Origin of the sequence: Legionella dresdenensis (assembly GCF_042649825.1) — a bacterium.
In the GTDB taxonomy this organism is placed as follows: domain Bacteria; phylum Pseudomonadota; class Gammaproteobacteria; order Legionellales; family Legionellaceae; genus Legionella_C; species Legionella_C dresdenensis.
The window spans coordinates 233,664-256,719 of sequence record NZ_JBHSAB010000023.1; the positions used below are offsets into that span (position 1 = coordinate 233,664).

Genomic DNA, 23,056 nt, shown 5'->3' on the forward strand with positions numbered 1-23,056 from the left:
CACGACGGCTAGTTTGGTATCGCCAAGATCGCATATGCGTGGTGCAAAGCGGAAGCCAAGCAAGTGCATCAATGGGTTAAATTACAGATCTGGGGCTACCCTGAAATTTTATAGAACCAGTCTTAGCATCTAAAGTGAGTATGTTTTGTGGTTTTGTAATAAATCTTCAAGATTGCTTTGTAGTGCATCTAATTTATAGCGATCATCTGGTTTTATTTGGCAACATCCTTCTATGAGCGGAGCTAGCTCAGGTGATAGTGGGGTTAAAATTTTTGTTAATATTTTCCCCATGGAATATATATCCATACTTTCTTGAGCGGTAGGCGCTGTATTAATATACCAGCACTCTGGAGCAATATGATCACATTGAATAATGCGTTGGGCTATTTTTTCTTGTGTTTCACACTTGAAAAACTCAGTATCGATGATTTGGTCTGATGCATTTGAAAAACCTCCATCGATTAAGTAACTGCATCCCATATCCTTGTTATTGGTTGGGACCAAGTATTTTATATTATAAAGATTTAAATCAAGGCATATTATTTTTTTCGAATGACACTCTTTTAAAGCTTTTACTGTTGCCAAAAATAATTTGATTTGCTCAATAAAATCAGTAACGGGAGACAAATCGCCATATAGCGTGCCAGGAATATAGGGCAAGACCATGCGATAAGTTTCTTTACTACGGTCCTCCAGATAAAAGCTTCGTTCTTGTGGATATAGACTCTCAAAAAAATGATATTTTTTTCTGCTTTCTCTGTAATCACATTTAACAGGACTTAATACCACTTTAGTTTTTCTATTGTCTCGCTTGTCAGGCGTTTTTGGCGAAAATAGTCTGGCAACAGAGTAAGTTCCTGTCGCAAGATACCCTTTCCTTCCATGGCCACGGTTTAAAATAATATCAATAATTTTCTTTGAGTGCGTTTTAAACCAAGCTGTATTGATAATTGCATCCTGTAGATTAGCTACTTCGGTTGAGAGGTCTTCAAAAGCAATATGACCAGATTGAATCTTATTTTTATCACTTAAAAAATAATTTAAACCTTTTAGCGTGGGTTGGATTTGAATGCATCTGTTAGAACTCGTGTTTTGGATATATTCGACTAACTTATATTGAGCAGTGTCTACAGGATAATAGGTGGTGTCATCATCGCTTTCATAGCTTGAATCCTCGTCCTCTGTGGAGCAAGTATATTTTGGCATAATAAAAATCAATATGATTTTAAATTGCTTATTTTAATCCAAATTTAGACGGTTATCAATATAAAAACAATAATGAAGAGCATCTGCTTGCCATATCATGACTTAAAAAAAATCCAAATAGAGACGATTTGACTGGCAACGTCCCAAAAGTTCTTTATAAATATCCCAGACTGAATCTGAGCTGCAACTCTTAATAAAATTATTTTCTCTATGTGCATTGACTTTAAAAGTAAAACCCGCAACAAAGCACAAGCTAAAATTCAAATATTATATTGTTGTATAGTTCTAACTGTTTCCTGCTTTTTGTCATAATTTACAGATGAAGGACGATGAAAGAAGGGATGACGTAACCTCGTTTTTCCGCCACAACCATCCGGATAATTTGTTATTATTTCTCTAAAAAAATCCTCACTAATCAGCTTGTTTTTACATAATGCATCCAGGCTTTTTCTGATCTGTAAAGGCGTTCGTACTAAAACGTATTTTAATCCAATTTCCTCTAAATGGATGCCTGCTTGAGTCAGTGATTTAACTACGTCTTCATTTCTATCTGCTGGAAAAACAACAGTTATCCTGGTTTTGGTGGGCAGCGCTCATGGTGTATTTATTGTTTGCTTTAAGTGTTGTCGTATTCATCATTCCTTTAGCTAATAATTCACCTTACTGGGCTGCTTGTTACGGAGCCATTCTTGGCGCAGTAATTTATGGGATCTATGATTTTACCTGCCTTGCGATTTTTAAGAGTTTTCCCGTAGGCATAGGGCTGTTGGATTGGCTTTGGGGTATGGTGCTTTGCTCATGGAGCTCTTTTTTAACCTGTTATTTAGGTAATTATTTAAAATAGAGCCGGCTATATAAGGCCTCTTTCTATCTCAGCCAGCATCAGAGCTGGTTTAGAAAGAATGGCCCAGCTTATCTATCTCTGCACTCAGAACAAGTTACTTTGAAAATATATCAATCCTCTTCCTGAACCTTTAAAAAATCTTCTTCTGTTTGTATTGGTATATCATCAAAAATACAACTAAATCCAAGCCTGATCTGCTCTTCATTAAAACCCAAAACCGTACACTGCATAAAATCGCCTATCATTATTGTCTCTCCAATATGATGTGGTCTAATGGATTTGGACACACCAGTTAAGAGATAATAAACTTAACTGGTGTGTCCAAATCCATTAGACCACATCAGCTAATTACAGTTTTGGTATAGAAAATACACCTATATTTTTTTGTAAAAATAAGGCAACACCTAGCGGTATGTGATCCAACCACTTTTGGCTTATTAATTGAACGCCTATAGGCAATCCCAAATCTGAATATATGCAAGGTAAAACGGTAGCTGGCCAACCTGTCAAATTATGCGCTGTAATATAACCAAAATCACGAACATTAGCAAATGATTCTCCATGATAGCGAGCAGGAGTGGTTGTAACCGGTGAAATTATTAAATCATAATCGTTCATAAATGAAATCATTTTATAACGAAATCGCTCTAACTCAGCGAATCGTTGCCGTAAATCGGATATGGAAAATATACAGTTTTTTGATAGTTCAAGGTATTCAAGAGTAAGAGGAGAAACCTGATTATTTTTAAAACTTTTGATATATTGTAATAAGGTTCTTCCCCCATCACCTCCCAACATAAAAGTCTCATAATGGAGCCTATAAACATTGTCTAATGCCGAAGGATATGCTTCAACTATGGTATGGACATAAGGTTTTAACAACTCGACCACAGAGTCAACGGCCTTAACAGTTTCCCTTGTAGGCAAAGTCCCTGCAGGATTATCATAAAAATAAGCAACTCTGAGATTCTTTAAATTAATATTCTGTGTAATTGGAAATTGAACAGGCACTGTATGAGGGTCAACTCCATCTGGTCCAGATATAATATCCATCATCATTATTAAATCTTCGACATATCTAGCCATGGGACCTATTGAAACTAATTGGGATCCAATACCAAAACCATCAACAGGAATATTTCCTGTATTTGGAACAAAACCATGGGTTGGCTTATGTGCACAAATACCACAATAGTGAGCAGGTTGACGAATACTCCCACCAGCATCGTTTCCCAGACCAACTGGCGATCCGCCGAGAGCTATAATAGCAGCTTGTCCGCCACTACTACCACCAGCTGTTCTAGCTAAATCATATGGGTTATTTGTTCTACCATATACCAAATTGTCAGACTCATATGATAACAAAAGTTCTGAAGTATTTGTAATTCCATAAATCTCAGCGCCTTCCATTCTTAAACGAGAAACAGCTGTTGCATCGAAGGTAGATACGGCATCATATAAACCTTTACATCCCTTACTACCAATAAAACCCTTAACATGAAAAGCATCCTTAATAGATATTGGTAAACCATATAACTTACCAGCTATCTTTTTTTTAGAAAATGCCAGGTCCTTTTTGAAAGCATCATATAAAATTTTTTCAGAATCAAATTGCTGTAATGCATTTACTAATGGATTTACTTCATTAATTCGTTTAATGAATGATTCTGCAACTTCCGAAATACGAAATTCACCAGAATTTATTTTACAAAGGATATCAGTAGCTGATAGTTCATATATATTAGTCATTAACAACCCTATTATCTAAATTATATGCTGCTAGATAACTATTATTCGATGGATTTGTCACAACTAGTATCTCATCGCCCGTAAAATAACAAGAAAACACTATGAAAATACATATTCCACCGAGAGTCGATGCTCCTGAAACAAACCTATTTGCTAAAATTATAAAACGTTTTTCAAATACTGAATGGGATCGCGATGTTATGATTCTTATTCCAGGTGGGCCTGGTGGGAACCATACTCTATATGCTGATATAGAAGAATCTCTCTTGGAATATGCTGATTTGGTTATTCTGGATCTTCGAGGTTGTGGCTACAGCGATAAAGCTGATGTTAGATTTTGCACTTTGGAGCATCATATCAGAGATATTGAAGCTGTCCGAATTGCTTTAAATATCAACAAGCCTATAATTCACGGTTGTTCATATGGCGCAATAGTTGCCCTAGGTTATGCAATATCGCCCTATTCAGAAAATTTATCGAAACTTATTTTATCTTCTTGTGCTGCTTCTGGAGACTTCATCAGAGCAGCACAAGAAAACCTGAAAAAAAGAGGAACACCAGAACAAATTAAAATAGCAGAGCTTCTATGGGAAGGGAAGTTTGAAAGTCCTGAACAATTTGCAGAATATTACAAAACAATGGCACCTCTATACGTTTACCACGCCCCGAAACCTGAAGAGCTCCCAATTTTAAAATATAACATTCCTTATAATACTGATTTAGTAAACTACGCTTTTAAAGGATTTCTGCTAGAGTTTGACTACCGCCCGCATTTAACAAAAGTAAAAACGCCGACGCTAATTTTTTCAGGCAAAAATGACTGGATAATTGATACCGAACAAGCGGAAATTTTATATGCTGGTATTGCAAGATCTACTTTAATTACTCTCGATGAGTGTGGACATTTCCCTTGGAAAGACCAAAAAAGTGCTTTTTTATCAAGTTTAAAATTTTTTTTAAATCCGGCTTTAGATTGCGACAACTTCAACGATACAGCCTTTAGAATGGCCCGGATCAGAATGTCATCTTCGGATCAACAATCACGGACCAGATTAAATTAATTCTTTATAACAAATCAGGGCTTAAATTCATGATCGTTGTATTCTTCCATACTTTTTCTTGATCCTTCTAATTCCACACTTTTATAAATACTCGATGCAGCCATTATTAAAAGTGCATTTACTCGTTTAGAAGGGTTATTCAAATCCATTGTTCCACCATGACCATTAGGGTAATTAGTAGCTATTTCTTCTGCAAAATCTTGATTTATGAACCCGGCTTTAGTTAAAACCTCTAAAGTTTTTTTGATATTTTCAGTTTTATGCAGAGGGGTTTGGACTGAAATGCTTGTCACTTGAACTGAATCTAAATGGATTTTAGCTTGCAGCATTAATTTAACGATGTCAGATTTTTTGTCTGCTGGAAAATTAAGCCTCATTGTTGTTCCATAGACACTAGCTGTAATGTGAGCTGAGTCAATACTAGCTACTTGATTACCAGAATAATGAAAATTTTTTATTTCCTCACGCATATTAACATTCCCCACTTGATTAAAGAATGTGCATTATATCATATTCTATACATGCCGTGTTAAGGATAACCTACCTTACTCTGCTAAAGGAACCTGTTTTCAGTTTTAAGGCAGGTACAACCCAATCAAATCTTACTCGATAATGAGTAAGATTGTCGTGACCAACCTTAGAGAATAGTACAGTTTTCTAATCCCCAACGATTTTCAGGAGATATCTGCCCGGGGTTTGTGTGATGTTGTTTAGGTATGGCAAATAACCCGTTTGTTTGTAGAGATTGGCCGGTTGTGGTTGAAATCGGTGTAGCCGCAGGTTCGCTATTTAATTTCGTCAGAACTCTATATAAAAAGCGCGCCATAATGGTTTCAACCGTGTTTGTGTTTGTCAGGAAACAAAAAATATCAGGATCAAGATTCATTCCCGTTAACAGCGCTTCCATTACAAAATTGAACATGGCTTGTCGCACTTCTAACTGAGGGTGATTAAAAAAACTTAAGTTATTTTTCACAAAGGCTTTGCGCTTTACCTCGTCAATATCAGGTAACATCCTCTCCATGCAATATAGATAGTATAAGATTTCTTTATTATTAGATTGAAGTGCCCTACTCTCAAATGCATGTATTTCTTCTACTGTATAACAAGGTATTAAGGCCTGTATGACATTATTATGAGCATAATTATAATCAAAATAATTATTTGATAGCGCAACTATAGCGGGTGAAGTCACATTGTCACTAAGTCTTTCCTTTATTTTTACGAGACATTCTGCTAACTCGGGTATAATCTTATTGTTTTGAATCAAACCTGTCAGGTAGGTCAAAAGAGTGAGCAAGGTATTGTTACCAAGATAGGGAATCATTTTTATCAGGCAGTACCAATTCATCCTTTCATCAATATTTGTTAATCTGCCATGGTTCATCAAATTAGGTATAATTACCGTCACTAAAGAATCAAGCCTTTGCTGAGAAAGCCGTGGTGCGATAAAACCTAAAAAATTCAATGCTTTTTTTAACGCATAATAGCGTTCCGAACTGGACAAATGACCTTCAATAAAATCAACATATTTATCAATAGCTGCTTGACTCAACATAGGGGCAATACATTCTAACAAACCTAATGCTGCTTTCGAGAGATGATTGTTTGTGGCAGGTAAATTAACATCAATAAATTTAAAATATTTATCAATAGACGCCTGACTCAGCCGAGGGGTAATCGCTTTTAGTACATTAAATATCGCCTCAGAGTCGTTGATGTTTAATTTGGATAAAATATCCTCAATAAAATCAGCATATCTATCAATAGATGCCTGGCTCAGTTTAGGAGAAATTATGCGTATGCTATCGGATGCTCCTAACTCGATAATAACAGGATAAAGATTGTGTGGCCAATAGGGCGATTTTACTTTACAGGTTAACGTCAAATCTACAAAACTATCTAGCGCTTCTTCTGGAATTACAGGTAATACAATACGAAGATATTCGATAAGAAAACTAACTTCATCCAACTCCCTCCCATCAACCCGATCCTTAATTTGATCAATAAGCGCAGGCACTGACACTTCCTCTGTCTGCCAACCCAGGCTCCTTACACCTCTTACCGCTTTTTGCCGAAGCGAGTCTAGTGCGTACACACTCATGGCCATTTCGTGCACAAGCGATGACCATTCGAGCTTATTAAAACGTCTTACCAGTTCTTCTGACAAGAGATGGTATATATAGTATCCCCCTCTCAGTTTCATGTAGTTTACGATAGTTTTTATGGCATCGATCCGCGCTTGTTGCGCAAGGTAAGGTATTGCAGAGGCTATATAGTCAACTCCAGTTTCAGGAAAAAAGGGAGCGCTAGATGGCAAAATAAAAAACTCATTACTAATGCTTTGTTTATACATAGCCAGCGCTGACATCACTAGACGCGCTTGTGTCTCTTCATTAATTGCTGGAGCAAGCATTGTTATCAAAGCAAAGGCTTTCTTGCGAATACTCTGGTTGAGGTCCTCTTTATTGAGGTCGTTTAAAAATGGTTCTAAATCCTGAATCAGGCTTGTTACTTCCGGCATTAAATCGATCTTTCTGAGAGAGGCGGCAACGAACACGGCTTGGAATTTACTCGTTGGGGAGGCAACATATCTTAGAAATGATTTTGAAATTTGACCTTTTATTTTCTGATTAATCTCCACTGGATTCATGTTTAAAATGCCGTGTGTCATATCACTTAAAAGCCGTTTCTGCCAACGCAAAGCATCGGGGTCCCGCCTGGATAACAAAGCAAGCTCAGCTAATCCTTTAAAGTTTTTGTCAACCAGGCGGCATTGTTTGTAGAGCATGTCTGGCGGCAAATAATAAAAAACGGGCAGCAGAATATCTGCGAAAAGAATAACAGTATCGGATTCGGCAGCTATGATGGTTGGAAGCATGATTAATTTATTGCAACTATTCATAATACAATACTTTTATCATATCTATTAGATAATGGCAAATTGTTTTACATTTTATAAAATAATTAAATTAAATGGTTAATTAACACTTAAAGTTATTACGTCACACCTCTACATTTCTCTAGGCGCTAACTGACATAATGCGATTATCTATATATGCCTCATTAATAACTTCTAACTGATTCTGTCGTTTGGTATGAGCAAAGAAACCATCGCCGGAAATTAATAACTTGATTGCTATGGCTAGTAAACCAACTCCGGTGGCCGCAATGCCAATATTAATGAGTAACGGCTTCCAAGCGGCGCGATGCGTGCTCATGGCTTTAAATCCTTGCTGATAAGCAGCAGTAAAATCACGACTAATTTGTTGTTGCTTTTGCGTATCATTAGCGATACGTGCAATTAAAAGTTGGCGGGTAAAGATTAGGAGTTGGTTAACTAGCGCCCTGGTTTTTTCCCCTTCCGCGCGGCTTAAGTTATCAGGACTTTCAGCTAAAGCATCGCCATGTTGGCCTAGTTGGTTAATGGCGCTAAAAAGATTTAAAAATTGATTAATTGGCGCCTTGCCATTGGCCGTAAATGGTTTGCCGGCGGAAAGGGCTTCCGGAAAATTAACCCCGAGCTTAATTAATTCAGCAATGGTTTCTACGTGATTATTTTGCATCGCGGCACATAAGGCAGTACCGCCATCATTAATCGCAACATTTAAATCAGCGCCCAGCTCGCTTAGTTTAGTCACTACTGCGGTATGGCCATTTTGGGCGGCAAGATAAAGCGGTGTTGCGCCGTTATTCATTGCCTGATTTAAATCAGCGCCCTGTTTTGCCAGTTCGACAAGGCAATTTAAATTACCATCTTCCCCAGCTATGCAAGCGGCTGTTGCCCCTATGCTGTTAGTTGCATTTAAATCAGCGCCATACTTGGCTAATTCAGTAATAACTTGTTGATGGCCATTGCTGGCGGCAATTAAAACAGGTGGGTGGTCCTTATATTTCACATCCAAATTTGCATGCTTACTAGCAAGTACGGAGATAAGGTGAGCATGGCCACAGAGCGCGGCAACAGAAATAGGGGTTAACTCATTTGACAAGGGTAAATTGATATCTGTAGTTATAGATGATAAAGTTAACAATGCATCTTTATGACCCGATAATGCGGCTAATACCAATGGTGTTATTCCTTCAGGCGAAGCAATTGTCATATCAGCGCCACTTTCAATCAACGCTTCAAGTACGCTTGAGAAACCATTTAGAGCAGCAATCAAAGCAGGAGTTAGCCCCACTTTATTAAGTTGATTTAGATTAGCGCCGTTTTGGGCAAGCGCTGTAATAACTGAGGCATGGCCACATCTAGCCGCATCATGGGCAGCAGTATTACCATTGGGAGCGGCTTTATTCAAATCAGCTCCAAATTTTGCAAGTTGCTGAACGATTAACGGATACCCGTATTCAGCTGCACAATGGATAGGCGAGTACCCGTTAGCATTTTCTTTGTTTAAATCCAGGTTTTGAGTAACCAATAAATTTAAAATATCTGAGCGATTATTCATTGCTGCAATATGGATTAAATTTTCCCCTGCTTTTGAGGCGGTATTTAAATTAAATTGCTGGTTTGCAAGCTCAGCAATAATTGCTGTATGTCCGCATCTTACAGCGTTAAATGCCAGGTTAGTTGCTTCCTTTTTGGTTTGGTTAAGAGCGACATTATGGCTAATTAAGGTCTGCAAAACGTTAAGATGACCCTGTCCAGTTGCAGCATATACCGCGCTTGCCTTATCTGAGCGCGCCTCATTAAGATTAAATCCCAATTCAGCCAATTGAGCTAATTGCTGGCTATATCCATGCTTGGCATAGACAAAGGCTAAATAATTAATTCCTGTCCGCTTGACTATCGCTTGAGTAAGCACTTGTTTATTGCTAATTTGGTCAAGCGCGTTTTCTAAAAGATTAACACGCTTGTCTTGAGCTGTAATAATAAGATCAGTGTTAAAGCTTACATAGTGTTTGCCAAATAAATTTCTGACCCACGCTACAAAATTAACCCAATAATGAGCAATAAAAAAACGATAAGGATTTGCGCGAAGTCCTGTCATAATATCGCGAGCTAGTGCTTGCGTATTATTCGTCTCTTGGCTATAAAATTTATCCTGGTTAATATCGCGGAATTTCCACCCCTTGCCCGGCCGGTACAACAGGGCGATACTATGATTATGGTTTCCTAGAAGTATCCCAATGGCTTGGTTGGATTGTGTTGAAGCCTGTTCAAACGCTGTGCCTAATTCATCAAGAAACGCCTTGATTTCCTGTTCGTTGTATATGAATGGCTTACGCGATATTGTTTTAAGCCCGCCCTGTTCAAGAATTTTTTCACTAGATGCCACGCGCGAAATGGCTTCAATATCATGTTGATTTAAGCTTGACGATGCTTCAAAAACATTATCACATTCAGAAGGTGACTGGAAAAGGAATAAGCTATCATAAAAAGCCGGTATTTCTGATAAACGCTGTTCTGTATTAGTGCGCTCATCACTTTTTTTTAAAATTGCTTGCTTAATTAAGGGCGCTAAATCATGTTGGCTTTGAATTAGTTTACGCCTTTCTTCAAAAAGATTTTCTTTATTAACAACCCCTTCCTCAATCCAGCGTAATGCAAATCCATGACAATCGCCTTTCTGTTTGGGATAGCCTAATTTTTCCTGGTGTTTTAAAATTGATTGATGAAGCGACATAAAGATAAAGATATTAGACAAATTGTACTTATATTATCATTTTGATGTAAATATTTCAAATTATGTTTGAATTTAAACTAAATAAGCACTAATAAGTCAACATTCCTTGCAGAGGAAGTTCCCTATATTAGAAATAACACATTAACACCAATAATGTGTAAATATAATACAATTTCAACCCTATTAATAGTAATAGAAAATATAGAGTATGATATGAAATTTACTAACACTGAACACTTTCCTCTTTATAAATGGGCTTTGTTGAGAGTAGCCTTGATGCAGCGAAGCGTAATCAAGGTTTCTATCCCGTGTTCAGGCACCTATGCCTTGTAAGTTCAGAGCGGGTAATCCCTTTCCTTTAAAGGTTTTTTGCAAACACGCATGAAGTCATCCTGACGCTCCCAGATGCCATCCGTGGCATCTGAGGGTTTGCAAAAAACCTTTAAAGGAAAGTGCTTACTGGAGAGAGTGGTAATGGTTCTTACTCTGATTCTAATGCATGGTTAAAATGGTGGCTGTTTTTCCGAGAGATTATTGAATAACCAGAGTGGGTTAAAGAATTGAAGTTACGAACATATCATTACTCATGCAGAGTACAGTAAGCGTAGCAACCAAGATAAGCTTAAAAGAGGTGCATTATGACTATGGCTGCCCTATCTATTGATTATATTGATGAACATACTAATCATGAATTTCACTTACCTCTTTCAGTCTTTAAAAAACCAAAAAGCAGTGAAGACTATTCAAGACTGGAGGAAATTCTTGACCAATTGACAGATGAAGTTAGAGATGATGAGACTCATCCACTAGCCCTTGCCATGCAAATTATTGGTGATAATTTAGAGCAGTATGATAATGAGCATCATCCTGATATTGGTGCAAATATTACTGACGTAGAAATGGTGAAATATTTGATGGAGTCACATCACCTGCATCAAAAAGATTTGGCTGATATTTTTGGAAGCCAAGCTAATGTATCAAAATTTTTAAATGGAGAAAGACAGCTAGGAAAGAATGCTATCTTAGGTCTTAAAAAAAGATTTGGTATTAGTGCTGACTTCTTCCTTTAATACATAGAATTTACTATTACAAAAACATGAACATTCAATAAAGCCTGAAATTGTTTCTGCTTCTGGCTTTAATGAAAAAGTAATTTTTAAGTTCCAATTCGTTACTTTTTAAGAAAGAAATCGATAAAACAGCGCACTTTAGGTTGTGTATAACGAAATTTAGGATAAAAATAATAAACAGACGCATTTACAGCTTGATAAGAAGAAAGTACCTCGACCAAGTCTCCTGAAATTAACGATTCCTCGAGTATATAAAAGGGTAGTTGCACAATTCCTAGTCCTGCTTTGGCGCATTCAACCATACCTGTAACATGATTTAATACCAGGGATGGTTTAATTTTTATTTCATGGCCGCGTTTTAAATGGGTACTGCATATTTCATGACGTGCATAATGGCCGATATAAGTATGTTGCCGTAAATCCTGCAGGGTATTTGGTTTACCATGCTTTTTAAAATAAGCAGGGGAAGCACACATCACATGACGCGTGGTTGTTAAATTACCTTGTATCACATTGTCTGGTGCAATTAATGAAAATCCAACCGCAATATCGACTTGTTCCTGTTCAAAGTTAGGAACACGCTCACTAATATCGATAATTAAATCCAGTTCTGGATATTTCTGCATAAAGTCTTGTAAACGGGGATAAATAATCTTTTTAGCGAAATAATCTAGCGCCACAACATGCAGAGTGCCTTGAGGCGTTGCATGAAAATCCTGGCACACAGCACGGGTATCTTCTAATTCTTTTTTTAAACGTAAGCATTGCTGCAACAAAATTTCACCCTGATTTGTCAAATGCAAACGCTGATTGGTACGTATAAACAGATCAACGCCTAAATCTGCCTCTAATTTTTTGATTTGTTTGCTTATGGATGCTTTTGTTAGCGACAAATGCTTAGCTGCTTGAGATAAGCTACAGGTTTGAGCCGCATAGGTGAAAATTTCAAAACGATCCAAATCAGACACGGTTGTTAACAAAAAGGAAACAGTTGTTGCTTAATTTATCACTTTTAAAGTGATTTTGAAACATCTATACTGTGCAAAAATTGAATCTATATGCAAATATCATACATTTATAAGTGAGTACAAATGAATTATCGTTTAATTTTAAGTATCGTATTATTTAGTGTAATAGGAATATCTACGTCAGCGTTTAGCAGTAAGCAGGCAAATTCAGTAGAGGCACAATTAGCGCAATTGGAAGCAGCAAGCGGGGGACGGCTGGGAGTTGCTGCCATAAATACAGGAAACAATCAACGCATTGAGTATCGTGCTAACGAATATTTCCCCATGGGTTGCACATCGAAAGTGATTGGCGTTGCCGCCATTCTCAAAAAGAGCATGACAGACAAGCAATTACTACAAGAAACCATTAACTATAAAAAAAGTGATTTAACGCATTGGACACCCATTACGGAAAAGCATTTAGCCGATGGCATGACTATCGCAGAACTTTGTGCTGCAGCTATTTCTTACAGTGATAATACAGCCATGAATCTGTTGACTCAAAAACTAGGCGGCCCAGCAGGATTAAATACCTTTGCCCGCACTATTAATGATAAGCATTTCAAACTGGACCATTGGTGGCCTGACGAAGCATTTGCAAGTCCAACTAGCAAAGAAGATACAACAACACCTGCAGCAATGGAAAAAAGTTTGAGAAAAATTATTTTGGGTGATGTTTTGGCACCGCCACAGCGTCATATGCTTATTTCCTGGTTAAAGAAGAATGTAACAGGTGATACACGTATCCGAGCCGGCCTGCCAAAAGGTTGGATCGTGGGTGATAAAACAGGTACAGGTTTTAATTATGGTACAACAAATGACATTGCTGTCATCTGGCCGCCTAAATGCCATCCGATTGTGCTGACAATTTATTATTCAAGCAATGATAAAAATGCACCAAAACGTGACGATGTAATTGCCGCAGCTACCCGTATCGTGATTAATACTTATGCCCAATCTGACGCTTGTATTAAACAACAATACAATTTGAAAGAATTCCAACCTAATAAAGAACCACAGTTTTTTTATTAAACATAGGACAGTTAACCAATCCTCGGCCTGATTGTAGGCAGCCATCGACAAACAAGCGCCAAATTTCCTGGCTAGGGATATGTGAGCGTAGGGTAAAAAGGTTGCTGCCTTTATAGGGTGCATAACTTTTCAAGCAATTTTCAAACTCGTCTTTTAATGATTTAGTTTTAAAAAAATCAAACATGATTCATCTATCATTATGAGGTATTGATTGAATTATAGTCTATGCCCATATATGTGATATTTGATAGTTTAATTATCAGTAATAACACGGATAAAAAATAAATACTTTGACTAAAAATTGATATCTAGTTAACATATTATACTGGCTATTTTACAAGCGAGAGTAGTATGTTTGATTTTTTACGTTTAGTAATTGTTGTTTTTGGTTTTTTGATTATAAAATTATATCGTAGGCAGAGTGAAAATAATCCATTGATTACTGAAGCAGCGCAAGAGGCGAGGGAAACAAATAATAACACCAGACATCCTATGGCTGCCTTACATGATAATAGCCAAAGAGAGAGCTTATCTGATGTTACAAGAGATAGTCTTGAGGATATTATTATTAATGAGCCGGAACCAAGGCCAGCAAGGGGGCCTGTTATTCCTAGTCGTAGAGAAGATGATGGGCTATCTTGTGAATTTAGTGGCTGGCGTTGGTAAAAGCAATGTGTATATTTTATGCCTCATGATTTGCTAAATGAAATTTCAGCTAATGAGATTTTTTCCGATGAAATCTTTCTTCAGGTCTTTGCCAGTTTAAATCCAAAACAGCTCGTAAAAGCTGCTGAAGTTTGTTTGCACTGGCAACGCCTAACCGCTGATGACAATGTCGCTTCGGATTAACAATAACGAGCTTGGTGAAAGTCGGTTAGGAGCTATTGCTGAAAAGCACTTTTACGAAACGCTCGATAAAGGCTTGGCTGAAGAGTGTGACTATTTAATCAATTGGAAATCGCAAGAGTTTTGGTGGCAATTTTTTAGGCTTTCCACGACCTATGGTTGATAAATTTGAAGCGCTCGAAGCACTCCCCAGTCCCTTTGGGCAGACTGTTAACCCGCCGGCTGATTATTTGGTTAACGTCAAAACGTATCTCGAAATCAAAACGTTGTTATTACAGCGCCGGAAGGCGGGGTGTCCGCAAATACAACACCTTAGACTTAACTACGCATGCTGAAAGCGCGATGGCAATGTTGAGTGCTTTTCCCATAGCTTGGCACTTAATTTATCGCCTAATAAAGCTTTAATCCGAAACATGGATGTTTCCACGAGGCTGCGTTGATGATATCCACTTGCTATTTTCCATTCTTTGCGTCGGAACTGGCGGACTTTCTCAATCGTCTCATCCCGTTGGATTAATAAGGCCTGTTTCTTTTTATTAATTTTATCCTTTCTCTCCTGGGATATCCGAGCATTCGCAGGTGGTGGCGCAATGAGCTTAAATTGCTTTTCCTCAGCAAGAGCATAAGAAGGAAACTGGTTATAAGCCCCGTCTCCAGTCACCTGGCTCACGGGTTCATCGAGTTTTTTAATTAATGCCTCCAGGCCTTCCCAATCCTGTGTTCCCAAATCGGTTAATTCAAACGCTTCTATTTCTTGGGTTTCGGCGTAACTTCAATTCTTTGTTAACCCACTCTGGTTATTCAATAATCTCTCGGAAAAACAGCCACCATTTTACCCATGCATTAGAATCAGAGTAAGAACCATTACCACTCTCTCCAGTAAGCACTTTCCTTTAAAGGTTTTTTGCAAGCCCTCAGATGCCACGGATGGCATCTGGGAGCGTCAGGATGACTTCATGCGTGTTTGCAAAAAACCTTTAAAGGAAAGGGATTACCCGCTCTGAAATTACAAGCCATAGGTGCCTAAACACGGGATAGAAACCTTGATTACGCTTCGCTGCATCAAGGCTACTCTCTATTTATTCAACAAAGCCCACCGGTTAAGGGTAGGCACTGAGAAAAAGCAGAGGATGACGAAGAGATTGAAATCTTTTGTCTCTATCAATAAAAGATTTCCTGCCAAATTTAACGCTATTGTTTTTAGCCGCATGCCTACCTTCGTTGGTTCGCTCTAATATCGATCACGCTCTGCCTGTGTTTAAAGCAAAGCTTATGCTCCTTAAGCCACCTGAGTTAAAACAAAACAATGTCTTCAAGTTTGGGCTGAATGTCTGGATATGCGCTAAAACCCTGTTTAGGCGGCAATTCTATCATCAATAACTACTGTGACAGAAACATGTGCTTTTGCTAGCATGTTCACCAACATATCAATAGTAAATTTGTCAATTTGACCACGAATCAGATCACTAATTCGGGGTTGGCTAACGCCAAGTACTTTTGCAGCAGTAATTTGGGTGAGTTTGTTGTCTTGAATATATTTATCAATCGCGCGCATTAACATTGCACGAATTTTTAAGTTCTCTGCTTCAACCTCATCAAATCCTAAATCATCAAAAATGCTGCCATTAGTAATATGTTGGTTCATTTCAAGCACTCCCATCACTACGGTTTTACAATCTCTTTATAACGCTGCTTGGCTAAGTCTATATCGGCGTGTCTTGTCTTTTGGGTTTTTTTAACAAACGTATGCAAGATATAAATTCCTTCTTCAAATTGAGCTGCATAAATAACTCGGTATTCATTCTCACAATGAATTCGAATTTCTTTAACTCCTTTACCAATCGAAGGCATCGGTTTCCAATCAGCAGGTTCCAAACCCCTTTGAACCCTATCCAAATTAAAGCCCGCGACTTGTTTTGCAGGTTTTGAAAAACTCAATAAGTCATTGTAGCTGGAGCCAAGCCATATTATTTTTTTCATAATTAATTATATAATATTTTATATATTATTTCCACTCTTTGCGCTTAAAAACTGTAATTGCTAGTTATTTGGGGTAAGTCAGGATACGTGTGCAAATTGGTCACTTCACTTTTTAAACAGGCTTTAATCCCTTGCAATAAGGAGCTACCGCCTTTTCTCATAGAAATCAACTTTAGGTTCAAATATAGCCGATTTGGCAACGGATTGAAACTCATCATTTCCGGACGAATGATTATTTGCCCACTCTGTAAACCTCCCATATTTAGTGGCATCCTAAATTAGAGTTCAATGCATTGTATTTTTTCATCATGAATTTATTAAAAGCAACGACCATTTAAATCATATCAATGAAAGTCCAATTTTGTTTGGTCTTGCTCATTGATTTAACCCAGGACGCTCTTTTTTAGCCCCTGATACCTTATCCAAGAATGGGAATACCATATTTTTGTACTACAGAAAGCAATCTAAGAGCTATTCCGCTAGGTCGTTTTGCCGTATAACCTCTATAAACTTAACAAATCAGATTTAAAATCTAAATTCAGTGTCTCAAAAGAAGGAGCATCTTTTAGGCAGTTTGAATTAGGAAACCCTTGATTATGCTGCGTGCATCAAGGCTGCGTTTGGTGGTATACCTTGCGAAGCTGTTGAATTTAAGTTAAGGTCAATATTCTTTATATTGGAATAAATATGCAATGGAATCTGTCGCTCTAGAACTGTTTAATTCAATTGAACAACGCAAGCAAATCATGGTGGAGCAGTTACACCATTTTTGTGAAATCAATTCCGGCACTGACAACCTGGCTGGCTTAAAGCACATGCATCAGACGCTTGCAACTGCGTTCAAATCGGTTGCTGACAAAATTGAAACCAAATCCCTGGCGCCTGTGGCTACCGTTAACATGGCTGGTGAATTAGCTACTCAACGCTGCGGCGACGCTTTATTTATCCGCAAGCGGCCTGAACTGAAACGCCGTGTTTTGCTTGCAGGTCATATGGATACGGTTTATCCCAGCGACAGCAGCTTTCAGACGCTGAAATATATTAACGATAATCAAATCAATGGTCCTGGCGTCGCCGATATGAAAGGCGGGATTATTGTTATGTTACATGCGCTTACCATGTTTGAGCAGACTGATTTGGCCGGCTCTATTGGTTGGGATGTCTTGCTCAATGCCGATGAAGAAATCGGGTCGCCGGCATCCAGTCCTTTATATGCTGAAATTGCCAAAAATTATCAGGCAGCAATGGTCTATGAACCCGCTATGGATGCTATAGGCACTCTGGCACGAAACCGTAAAGGCAGCGGCAAGCTGACTTTGGTTGCTACCGGTAAAGCAGCGCATGCCGGGCGTCATTTTTATGAAGGCCGTAATGCAATCGCCTACCTGGCAGAAGCAATTACCGCTATCCATGCGCTCAATGGCGAGCGTGAAGGCGTGACCATTAATGTCGGAAAAATTGCCGGCGGCGAAGCATTAAATGTAGTGCCGGCAAAAGCGGTTGCCCAGCTTGATGTACGGATTAGTTATCCTGATGATGAATATTGGGTTATGGATAAGCTGTATGCCATTTTTGGAGAATTAAGACGTAACGACTACTCCCTGAGCATCCATGGCGGTTTTGGCCGGCCGGTCAAACGCGTTTGCACGGGAACCGAACGGATGTTTGATCGTATCCGGCTACTGGCTCAGAAATTGGGTTTGACTATCGATTGGCAAGATAGCGGCGGTTGTTGCGACGGCAATAATCTGGCCTGTCATGGTTTGCCTGTAATTGACACCCTGGGCGTGCGTGGCGGCCATATCCATAGCCATGATGAATTCATTCTGTTGGATAGCCTGGTTGAGCGTACTGCCTTAAGCACCCTTTTGCTGTGCGATTTGGCACAAAATGGTCTTGAGGAGCTGGCGAAATGATCCTGTTTCGCCGGGCAAAAGAAGACGATCTGGACGCCATTCATCATTTGGCCGAACATAGCGGATATGGCATCACGACCCTGACTAAAGACAAAGAATTGCTGCACAAGCGTCTACTGTGGTCGTGTAAGTCGTTTGAAAAAAATGTCCATGCGCCAAAGAATGAATATTATTTATTTGTGCTTGAAGATCGGGAAACAAAAAAAATTATCGGCACTTCGGCAATAGACGCGGCCACTGGTTATGAAACGCCGTTTTATTCATACAAGCTCTCAAAACGTACCCGTGTCTGCCATTCACTGGGTATACGCAGTGATTACGAAGTATTAAGCCTGGTTAATGATAATCAGGGCAAAAGTGAAATCTGTACCCTGTTTTTGGAGCCCGCCTATCGTAGTAACGGAAATGGGCTGCTGCTATCCCGCAGCCGTTTTTTATTTATGGCACATTATCCTAATCGCTTTGGCTCTACAGTTATCGCTGAAATGCGCGGTATTTCTAACGACTGGGGGCAATCGCCCTTCTGGGAATGCGTTGGCCGTCATTTTTTTCACATGCCTTTTGTGGATGCAGACCGGTTGACGCTATCAACCAATAAACAATTCATTGCTGATTTAATGCCGCGCAATCCGCTTTATATCAAATTGTTAGCGCCTGAAGCGCAAGCGGTTATTGGAAAACCCCACCAGTCCACGATACCGGCAATGAACATCTTGCTACGCGAAGGTTTTCGTTATCTGGGTTATGTTGATATTTTTGATGCAGGCCCTACTATCGAAGCCCCCCTCAATAGTATCTCCACACTTGCGGCCAGCCATGTTTTGACAATCAAAAATATCAGTGATGAAGTAAGCAGCAAGCGGTTTTTATTGGCCAATACTCGACTTGATTTTAAAGCAACGATTGGGCAAGCGGTATTTAACCTGGAGCATGGTAGCTGCATACTTGGCAAGAAAACAGCTGTTTTACTTGATGTTCAGAAAGGTGACTGTATAAGAATTGCGCCATTACATATTGATGATCTATACCCGGTGCAGCACAAGGATAAATAAATGATGATGAATAGAACTGTTGCATTGAATGGCAGACATTATCTGGACGGTAAATGGATTGACGGTAATGGAACTCCCTTCCTATCGAAAAACCCTTATGACAACAGCACGCTCTGGCAGGGAACCATCGCAACTGAAATTGAAGTAAAAACTGCCGGGGAAGCAGCCCATAAAGCGTTAAGCGAATGGTCGCAACAAACATTGGCTACCCGTATCAGTTATCTGCAACAATTTGCAAGGCAAGTTGAGCTGCGTAAGGATGATTTAACATTACTAATCGCCCAGGAAACAGGCAAGCCGCTATGGGAAGCGGTCACCGAAGTCAATGCAGTGATAGGCAAAATCAATTTATCGATTCAGGCACATCAGGAACGTAATGCCGAAAGGCAAAATCCGGCGCCAGACGCCATGGCCTGTCTGCGTTATAAACCGCATGGCGTTGTTGCGGTACTGGGGGCATTTAATTTTCCGGCCCATTTGAGCAACGGCCATATAGTACCCGCCCTGATTGCCGGTAATACCGTAATTTACAAACCCAGCGATCTCACGCCTGCAGTTGCTGAATTAATTATGCAATGCTGGCATGAAAGCGGGATTCCGGCGGGTGTTATTAATTGCATTCAGGGCAATGCGGAAACCGGCAAACTGTTACTCGCAGAAAATATTCAGGGCGTCTATTTTACCGGCAGTTACCGCACCGGACTTCGTATTCATCAGGCATTTATCAATAAGCCCGAGGTAATTCTCGCCCTTGAAATGGGCGGCAATAATCCCCTGATTATAGATGATGTCAAAGACGTTAATGCAGCTATTTATCAAACCTTGCTTTCAGCTTATATCACTGCCGGTCAACGCTGCACCTGTGCCAGACGTATATTCATCAGCAACAGTAAAACCGGCGATGAGCTTGTTTCACGCCTGATTACCGCCACCGAAGCAATCCGGGTCGGGAGTTATACTGAACAACCAGAACCCTTTATCGGACCTGTAATCAGCCATGAACACGCCAAACACCATTTAAAGATGCAGGAAGGACTGATTACTTACGGGGGCAATGTCGTTTTACCGCTGAAATTGCTAAAAGAAAACAGTGGACTACTCTCGCCTGGCATTATCGATATGACGGAAGCGGCCTACGCGCCTGATGAAGAAATTTTTGCCCCCTTGATCCAGCTTTATCGCTATGACAGTTTTGAACAGGCCCTTCTGCAGGCAAATGCTACACGTTACGGCCTTGCTGCCGGCCTGCTCAGCGACAGTGAAGAGCGTTATCGGCAATTTTATAATACGATACGGGCAGGCTTGATTAATTGGAACCGCCCAACAACCGGCGCTGCCAGCAATTTACCATTTGGCGGTGTTGGCCATAGCGGAAACCATAGACCCAGCGCTTATTTTGCGGCTGATTACTGCGCTTATCCTATTGCAAGCCTCGAGCAAACCATGCTTGCACAGCCGGCCCAATTACTACCCGGTATTACTTTGGAATAACAGTATGAAAGTAACTGAATTAAACATTGACGGCCTGGTTGGGCCAACTCATCATTATGCCGGTCTTTCTGCCGGCAATATTGCCTCTACGTCCAATGCCCATACCCGTTCCAATCCACAAGCAGCCGCCTTGCAAGGGATAGCGAAAATGAGGATGCTGCATAAGCTGGGTATTCCGCAGGCTCTATTTCCGCCTCATCAACGGCCCAATCTTGAATTATTACATCAATGCGGGTTCAGCGGTTCTCCCGAGCAGCAAATTACCAAAGCGCATAAGCAGGCTCCTGAGATCCTGAGCGCCTGTTATTCGGCATCCAGTATGTGGACAGCCAATGCGGCAACTGTCTCTGCCAGTAACGACACAAGCAATAATCGGGTTCATTTCACTGCAGCTAATCTGGTCAGTAATCTGCACCGCCATCAGGAAGCAGGATTTTCCCGAAAATTATTGCAAACGATTTTCAGCAACCCGGAATATTTCCAGCATCACCCGGTATTGCCGGGAAGCGTAAGCACTGGCGATGAAGGCGCGGCCAACCATACCCGTCTGTGTAAATCGCATAGTGCTTCCGGACTGAATCTGTTTGTTTATGGCAAACATGCGTTGCATTCGCGCAATGATGATCCAATGCCGGTCAAATACCCTGCCCGCCAGACTTATGAAGCCTCAGCAATAGTAGCTCGTGCTCATGAGCTTGATCCTGCCAAAGTTATTTTTGCCTGCCAAAATTCGCAGGCGATTGATTTGGGTGTTTTCCATAATGATGTTATTGCGGTTGGCAATGAAAATGTGCTGTTAATTCACGAGCATGCCTTTCAACATCAATTACATGTTTTAGCAGAATTAAGAAAAAAATCAGATTTTGAATTAAGTATCATTGAAATCCGCAATGAACAATTAACGGTGGAACAAGCGGTCCGTACTTATCTTTTTAACTCTCAGCTGGTTACCTTGCCGGATCAATCCATGGCGCTTATTGCACCGACTGAGTGTAAGAATGATCCTCAGGTTAAGTACTTGATCGACAGTATAATCAGCGACAAAAATAATCCGGTTAACCTGGTTCACTATCTTGATTTGAAGCAGAGTATGCGTAATGGCGGCGGCCCTGCCTGCCTGCGGCTGCGGGTTCCGCTCAATCAGGCAGAGTTAAAAGCAATGCATCAAGGTGTATTGGTTAATGATGATTTACTCGCTCAGTTAGAGCAATGGGTGCTCCGTCATTATCGTCATGAGTTGCATGCGAACGATCTGGCTGATCCTGCGCTGATAACTGAGGTATTAACCGCTTTGGATTCGTTAACGCAGCTGCTAAAATTAGGCTCTGTCTATCCTTTTCAGCAAGAGAACTAAATGATTTGGCAAACCCGCTTTGGAAAATGCATTTATAACGCTGATAGCGGTGCGCAAGTCTGGGAAAATCTTTTTTTTCGCTGGCTGAAACTTGGTAGTAACGCCTTGCAAACTGTGATTAACAAATCATTCCCGCATAAACCGGTTTTGCATTATGTTCAGTTGCTGATTTACGCGGCCAGATTACTACCCGGTAATTGCTGCCTGTTAGGCCTGGGCGGTGCTGGCGCAGCACACGCGCTGGCTGAACAGGATAGGGAATCGCCTATCACAGCCGTTGAACTTGAACAGGAAGTGATTGATCTGGCCTATCGTTATTTTCAACTGGATAAAATAGCTAATTTATCTGTTATTCATCAGGATGCCAGCGATTTCATACGGCAAAACCAGTCGCTGTTTAATCATATTCTGGTCGATTTGTCTAACGCTCATTGCTATCCCCCCTCTTGTGCAACTGGAGATTTTTTTCAGCATTGTTATCGCAGTTTAACAGATCAGGGAATTTTGGCGGTGAATGTCGCCAATGTAAAAGAGCAAAAGCCGATTCTGGATCTCATGCGGGCTCAATTTGGCACTGCTGTGCTTTGTATGCCGGTAAGGGATTGCGCCAATATGATTATTATGAGCAGTAAGAACCCTAATCATAAGTTTTTACTTAATCTTTTTCGGGGTGATAAAAGGGTGAAAAAATTGTTTTGGGAGGAGTATTGGGGGTATGTCGCTCATCTTAAGCAGTAATTGAAAATAAGTGTTGGGCTTTACAGCCCAATGGCGCTGCCTTAAGCTGCTTGATTATTAACCATTGACCTTGCTCTTTG

Annotated in this window: 21 protein-coding genes and 1 pseudogene; 12 read left to right on the forward strand and 10 right to left on the reverse strand. The window is 39.9% G+C overall.

Annotated features, from left to right (window positions below):
- Nucleotides 1–129: 129 nt before the first annotated feature.
- Nucleotides 130–1,206 carry a hypothetical protein gene (locus ACFORL_RS10170; RefSeq protein ID WP_382343653.1) on the reverse strand — a complete coding sequence of 359 codons (1,077 nt, stop codon included), beginning with the start codon at nt 1,204–1,206 and terminating at the stop codon, nt 130–132.
- 553 nt (nt 1,207–1,759) lie between these two features.
- On the opposite strand from ACFORL_RS10170, the gene ACFORL_RS10175 reads away from it, so the two are divergent.
- Nucleotides 1,760–2,050 (forward strand): DUF2177 family protein, encoded by a 291-nt coding sequence (locus ACFORL_RS10175; RefSeq protein ID WP_382343694.1) that lies wholly within the window; start codon nt 1,760–1,762, stop codon nt 2,048–2,050.
- A 110-nt stretch (nt 2,051–2,160) separates the two neighbouring features.
- Here the strand turns inward: ACFORL_RS10175 and ACFORL_RS10180 are convergent, their stop codons facing one another.
- Both ACFORL_RS10180 and ACFORL_RS10185 read right to left on the reverse strand, forming a co-directional pair.
- On the reverse strand, nt 2,161–2,295 hold the full coding sequence (locus ACFORL_RS10180) for a hypothetical protein (RefSeq protein WP_382343655.1): 135 nt from the start codon (nt 2,293–2,295) through the stop codon (nt 2,161–2,163).
- Between the two features lie 103 nt (nt 2,296–2,398).
- The gene (locus ACFORL_RS10185) at nt 2,399–3,799 is read right to left on the reverse strand and encodes an amidase (protein WP_382343657.1); all 1,401 of its coding nucleotides are present in this window, start codon (nt 3,797–3,799) and stop codon (nt 2,399–2,401) included.
- Between the two features lie 101 nt (nt 3,800–3,900).
- On the opposite strand from ACFORL_RS10185, the gene ACFORL_RS10190 reads away from it, so the two are divergent.
- Complete coding sequence (locus tag ACFORL_RS10190; RefSeq protein ID WP_382343659.1) at nt 3,901–4,860, forward strand: alpha/beta fold hydrolase; 960 nt, start codon at nt 3,901–3,903, stop codon at nt 4,858–4,860.
- Between the two features lie 14 nt (nt 4,861–4,874).
- Here the strand turns inward: ACFORL_RS10190 and ACFORL_RS10195 are convergent, their stop codons facing one another.
- The 3 genes from ACFORL_RS10195 to ACFORL_RS10205 form a co-directional block, all read right to left on the reverse strand.
- Nucleotides 4,875–5,330, reverse strand: coding sequence for a hypothetical protein (locus ACFORL_RS10195; RefSeq protein WP_382343660.1), 456 nt, complete (start codon nt 5,328–5,330; stop codon nt 4,875–4,877).
- Nucleotides 5,331–5,497: 167 nt separating this feature from the next.
- Nucleotides 5,498–7,765, reverse strand: coding sequence for a hypothetical protein (locus tag ACFORL_RS10200; RefSeq protein ID WP_382343662.1), 2,268 nt, complete (start codon nt 7,763–7,765; stop codon nt 5,498–5,500).
- A 118-nt stretch (nt 7,766–7,883) separates the two neighbouring features.
- Nucleotides 7,884–10,511 carry an ankyrin repeat domain-containing protein gene (locus ACFORL_RS10205; RefSeq protein ID WP_382343664.1) on the reverse strand — a complete coding sequence of 876 codons (2,628 nt, stop codon included), beginning with the start codon at nt 10,509–10,511 and terminating at the stop codon, nt 7,884–7,886.
- Between the two features lie 617 nt (nt 10,512–11,128).
- Here ACFORL_RS10205 and ACFORL_RS10210 point away from each other — a divergent pair.
- Nucleotides 11,129–11,560 carry a helix-turn-helix domain-containing protein gene (locus tag ACFORL_RS10210; RefSeq protein WP_382343666.1) on the forward strand — a complete coding sequence of 144 codons (432 nt, stop codon included), beginning with the start codon at nt 11,129–11,131 and terminating at the stop codon, nt 11,558–11,560.
- Between the two features lie 101 nt (nt 11,561–11,661).
- Here the strand turns inward: ACFORL_RS10210 and ACFORL_RS10215 are convergent, their stop codons facing one another.
- Nucleotides 11,662–12,528, reverse strand: a complete 867-nt coding sequence (locus ACFORL_RS10215) for a LysR family transcriptional regulator (RefSeq protein ID WP_382343668.1) — start codon at nt 12,526–12,528, stop codon at nt 11,662–11,664.
- Nucleotides 12,529–12,651: 123 nt separating this feature from the next.
- Between ACFORL_RS10215 and bla the strand changes: the two are divergent.
- From bla to ACFORL_RS10235, 4 genes and pseudogenes are all read left to right on the forward strand, one after another.
- Nucleotides 12,652–13,512: pseudogene (bla, locus tag ACFORL_RS10220) on the forward strand (class A beta-lactamase); the annotation flags it as partial.
- A 438-nt stretch (nt 13,513–13,950) separates the two neighbouring features.
- Entirely contained in the window at nt 13,951–14,265 is a 315-nt protein-coding gene (locus ACFORL_RS10225) for a hypothetical protein (RefSeq protein WP_382343670.1), read from the forward strand.
- An 18-nt stretch (nt 14,266–14,283) separates the two neighbouring features.
- Nucleotides 14,284–14,448, forward strand: a complete 165-nt coding sequence (locus ACFORL_RS10230) for an F-box-like domain-containing protein (RefSeq protein ID WP_382343672.1) — start codon at nt 14,284–14,286, stop codon at nt 14,446–14,448.
- Entirely contained in the window at nt 14,432–14,608 is a 177-nt protein-coding gene (locus tag ACFORL_RS10235) for a hypothetical protein (RefSeq protein ID WP_382343673.1), read from the forward strand. The genes ACFORL_RS10230 and ACFORL_RS10235 overlap by 17 nt, the downstream gene beginning before the upstream one ends.
- Nucleotides 14,609–14,767: 159 nt before the next feature.
- Here the strand turns inward: ACFORL_RS10235 and ACFORL_RS10240 are convergent, their stop codons facing one another.
- From ACFORL_RS10240 to ACFORL_RS10250, 3 genes are all read right to left on the reverse strand, one after another.
- Entirely contained in the window at nt 14,768–15,196 is a 429-nt protein-coding gene (locus ACFORL_RS10240) for a transposase (protein WP_382343696.1), read from the reverse strand.
- 603 nt (nt 15,197–15,799) lie between these two features.
- A complete protein-coding gene (locus ACFORL_RS10245; RefSeq protein ID WP_382343675.1) occupies nt 15,800–16,090 on the reverse strand; it encodes a helix-turn-helix domain-containing protein in 291 nt (96 codons plus the stop codon).
- A gap of 17 nt (nt 16,091–16,107) precedes the next feature.
- Nucleotides 16,108–16,425 (reverse strand): type II toxin-antitoxin system RelE/ParE family toxin, encoded by a 318-nt coding sequence (locus tag ACFORL_RS10250; RefSeq protein WP_382343676.1) that lies wholly within the window; start codon nt 16,423–16,425, stop codon nt 16,108–16,110.
- A 692-nt stretch (nt 16,426–17,117) separates the two neighbouring features.
- Between ACFORL_RS10250 and ACFORL_RS10255 the strand changes: the two genes are divergently transcribed.
- From ACFORL_RS10255 to ACFORL_RS10275, 5 genes are read left to right on the forward strand one after another with little or no spacing between them, the layout of a single operon-like run.
- Nucleotides 17,118–18,341, forward strand: coding sequence for a hydrolase (locus tag ACFORL_RS10255; protein ID WP_382343678.1), 1,224 nt, complete (start codon nt 17,118–17,120; stop codon nt 18,339–18,341).
- Nucleotides 18,338–19,393: an arginine N-succinyltransferase gene (locus tag ACFORL_RS10260; protein ID WP_382343679.1), complete on the forward strand. Its 1,056-nt coding sequence runs from the start codon at nt 18,338–18,340 to the stop codon at nt 19,391–19,393. Before ACFORL_RS10255 ends, ACFORL_RS10260 begins: the two co-directional genes overlap by 4 nt.
- Complete coding sequence (astD, locus tag ACFORL_RS10265; RefSeq protein WP_382343680.1) at nt 19,394–20,884, forward strand: succinylglutamate-semialdehyde dehydrogenase; 1,491 nt, start codon at nt 19,394–19,396, stop codon at nt 20,882–20,884. It abuts the gene before it with no gap.
- Between the two features lie 4 nt (nt 20,885–20,888).
- Nucleotides 20,889–22,238 carry an N-succinylarginine dihydrolase gene (gene astB / locus ACFORL_RS10270; protein ID WP_382343681.1) on the forward strand — a complete coding sequence of 450 codons (1,350 nt, stop codon included), beginning with the start codon at nt 20,889–20,891 and terminating at the stop codon, nt 22,236–22,238.
- Nucleotides 22,239–22,976, forward strand: coding sequence for a spermidine synthase (locus tag ACFORL_RS10275; protein WP_382343683.1), 738 nt, complete (start codon nt 22,239–22,241; stop codon nt 22,974–22,976).
- Nucleotides 22,977–23,056: the final 80 nt, after the last annotated feature.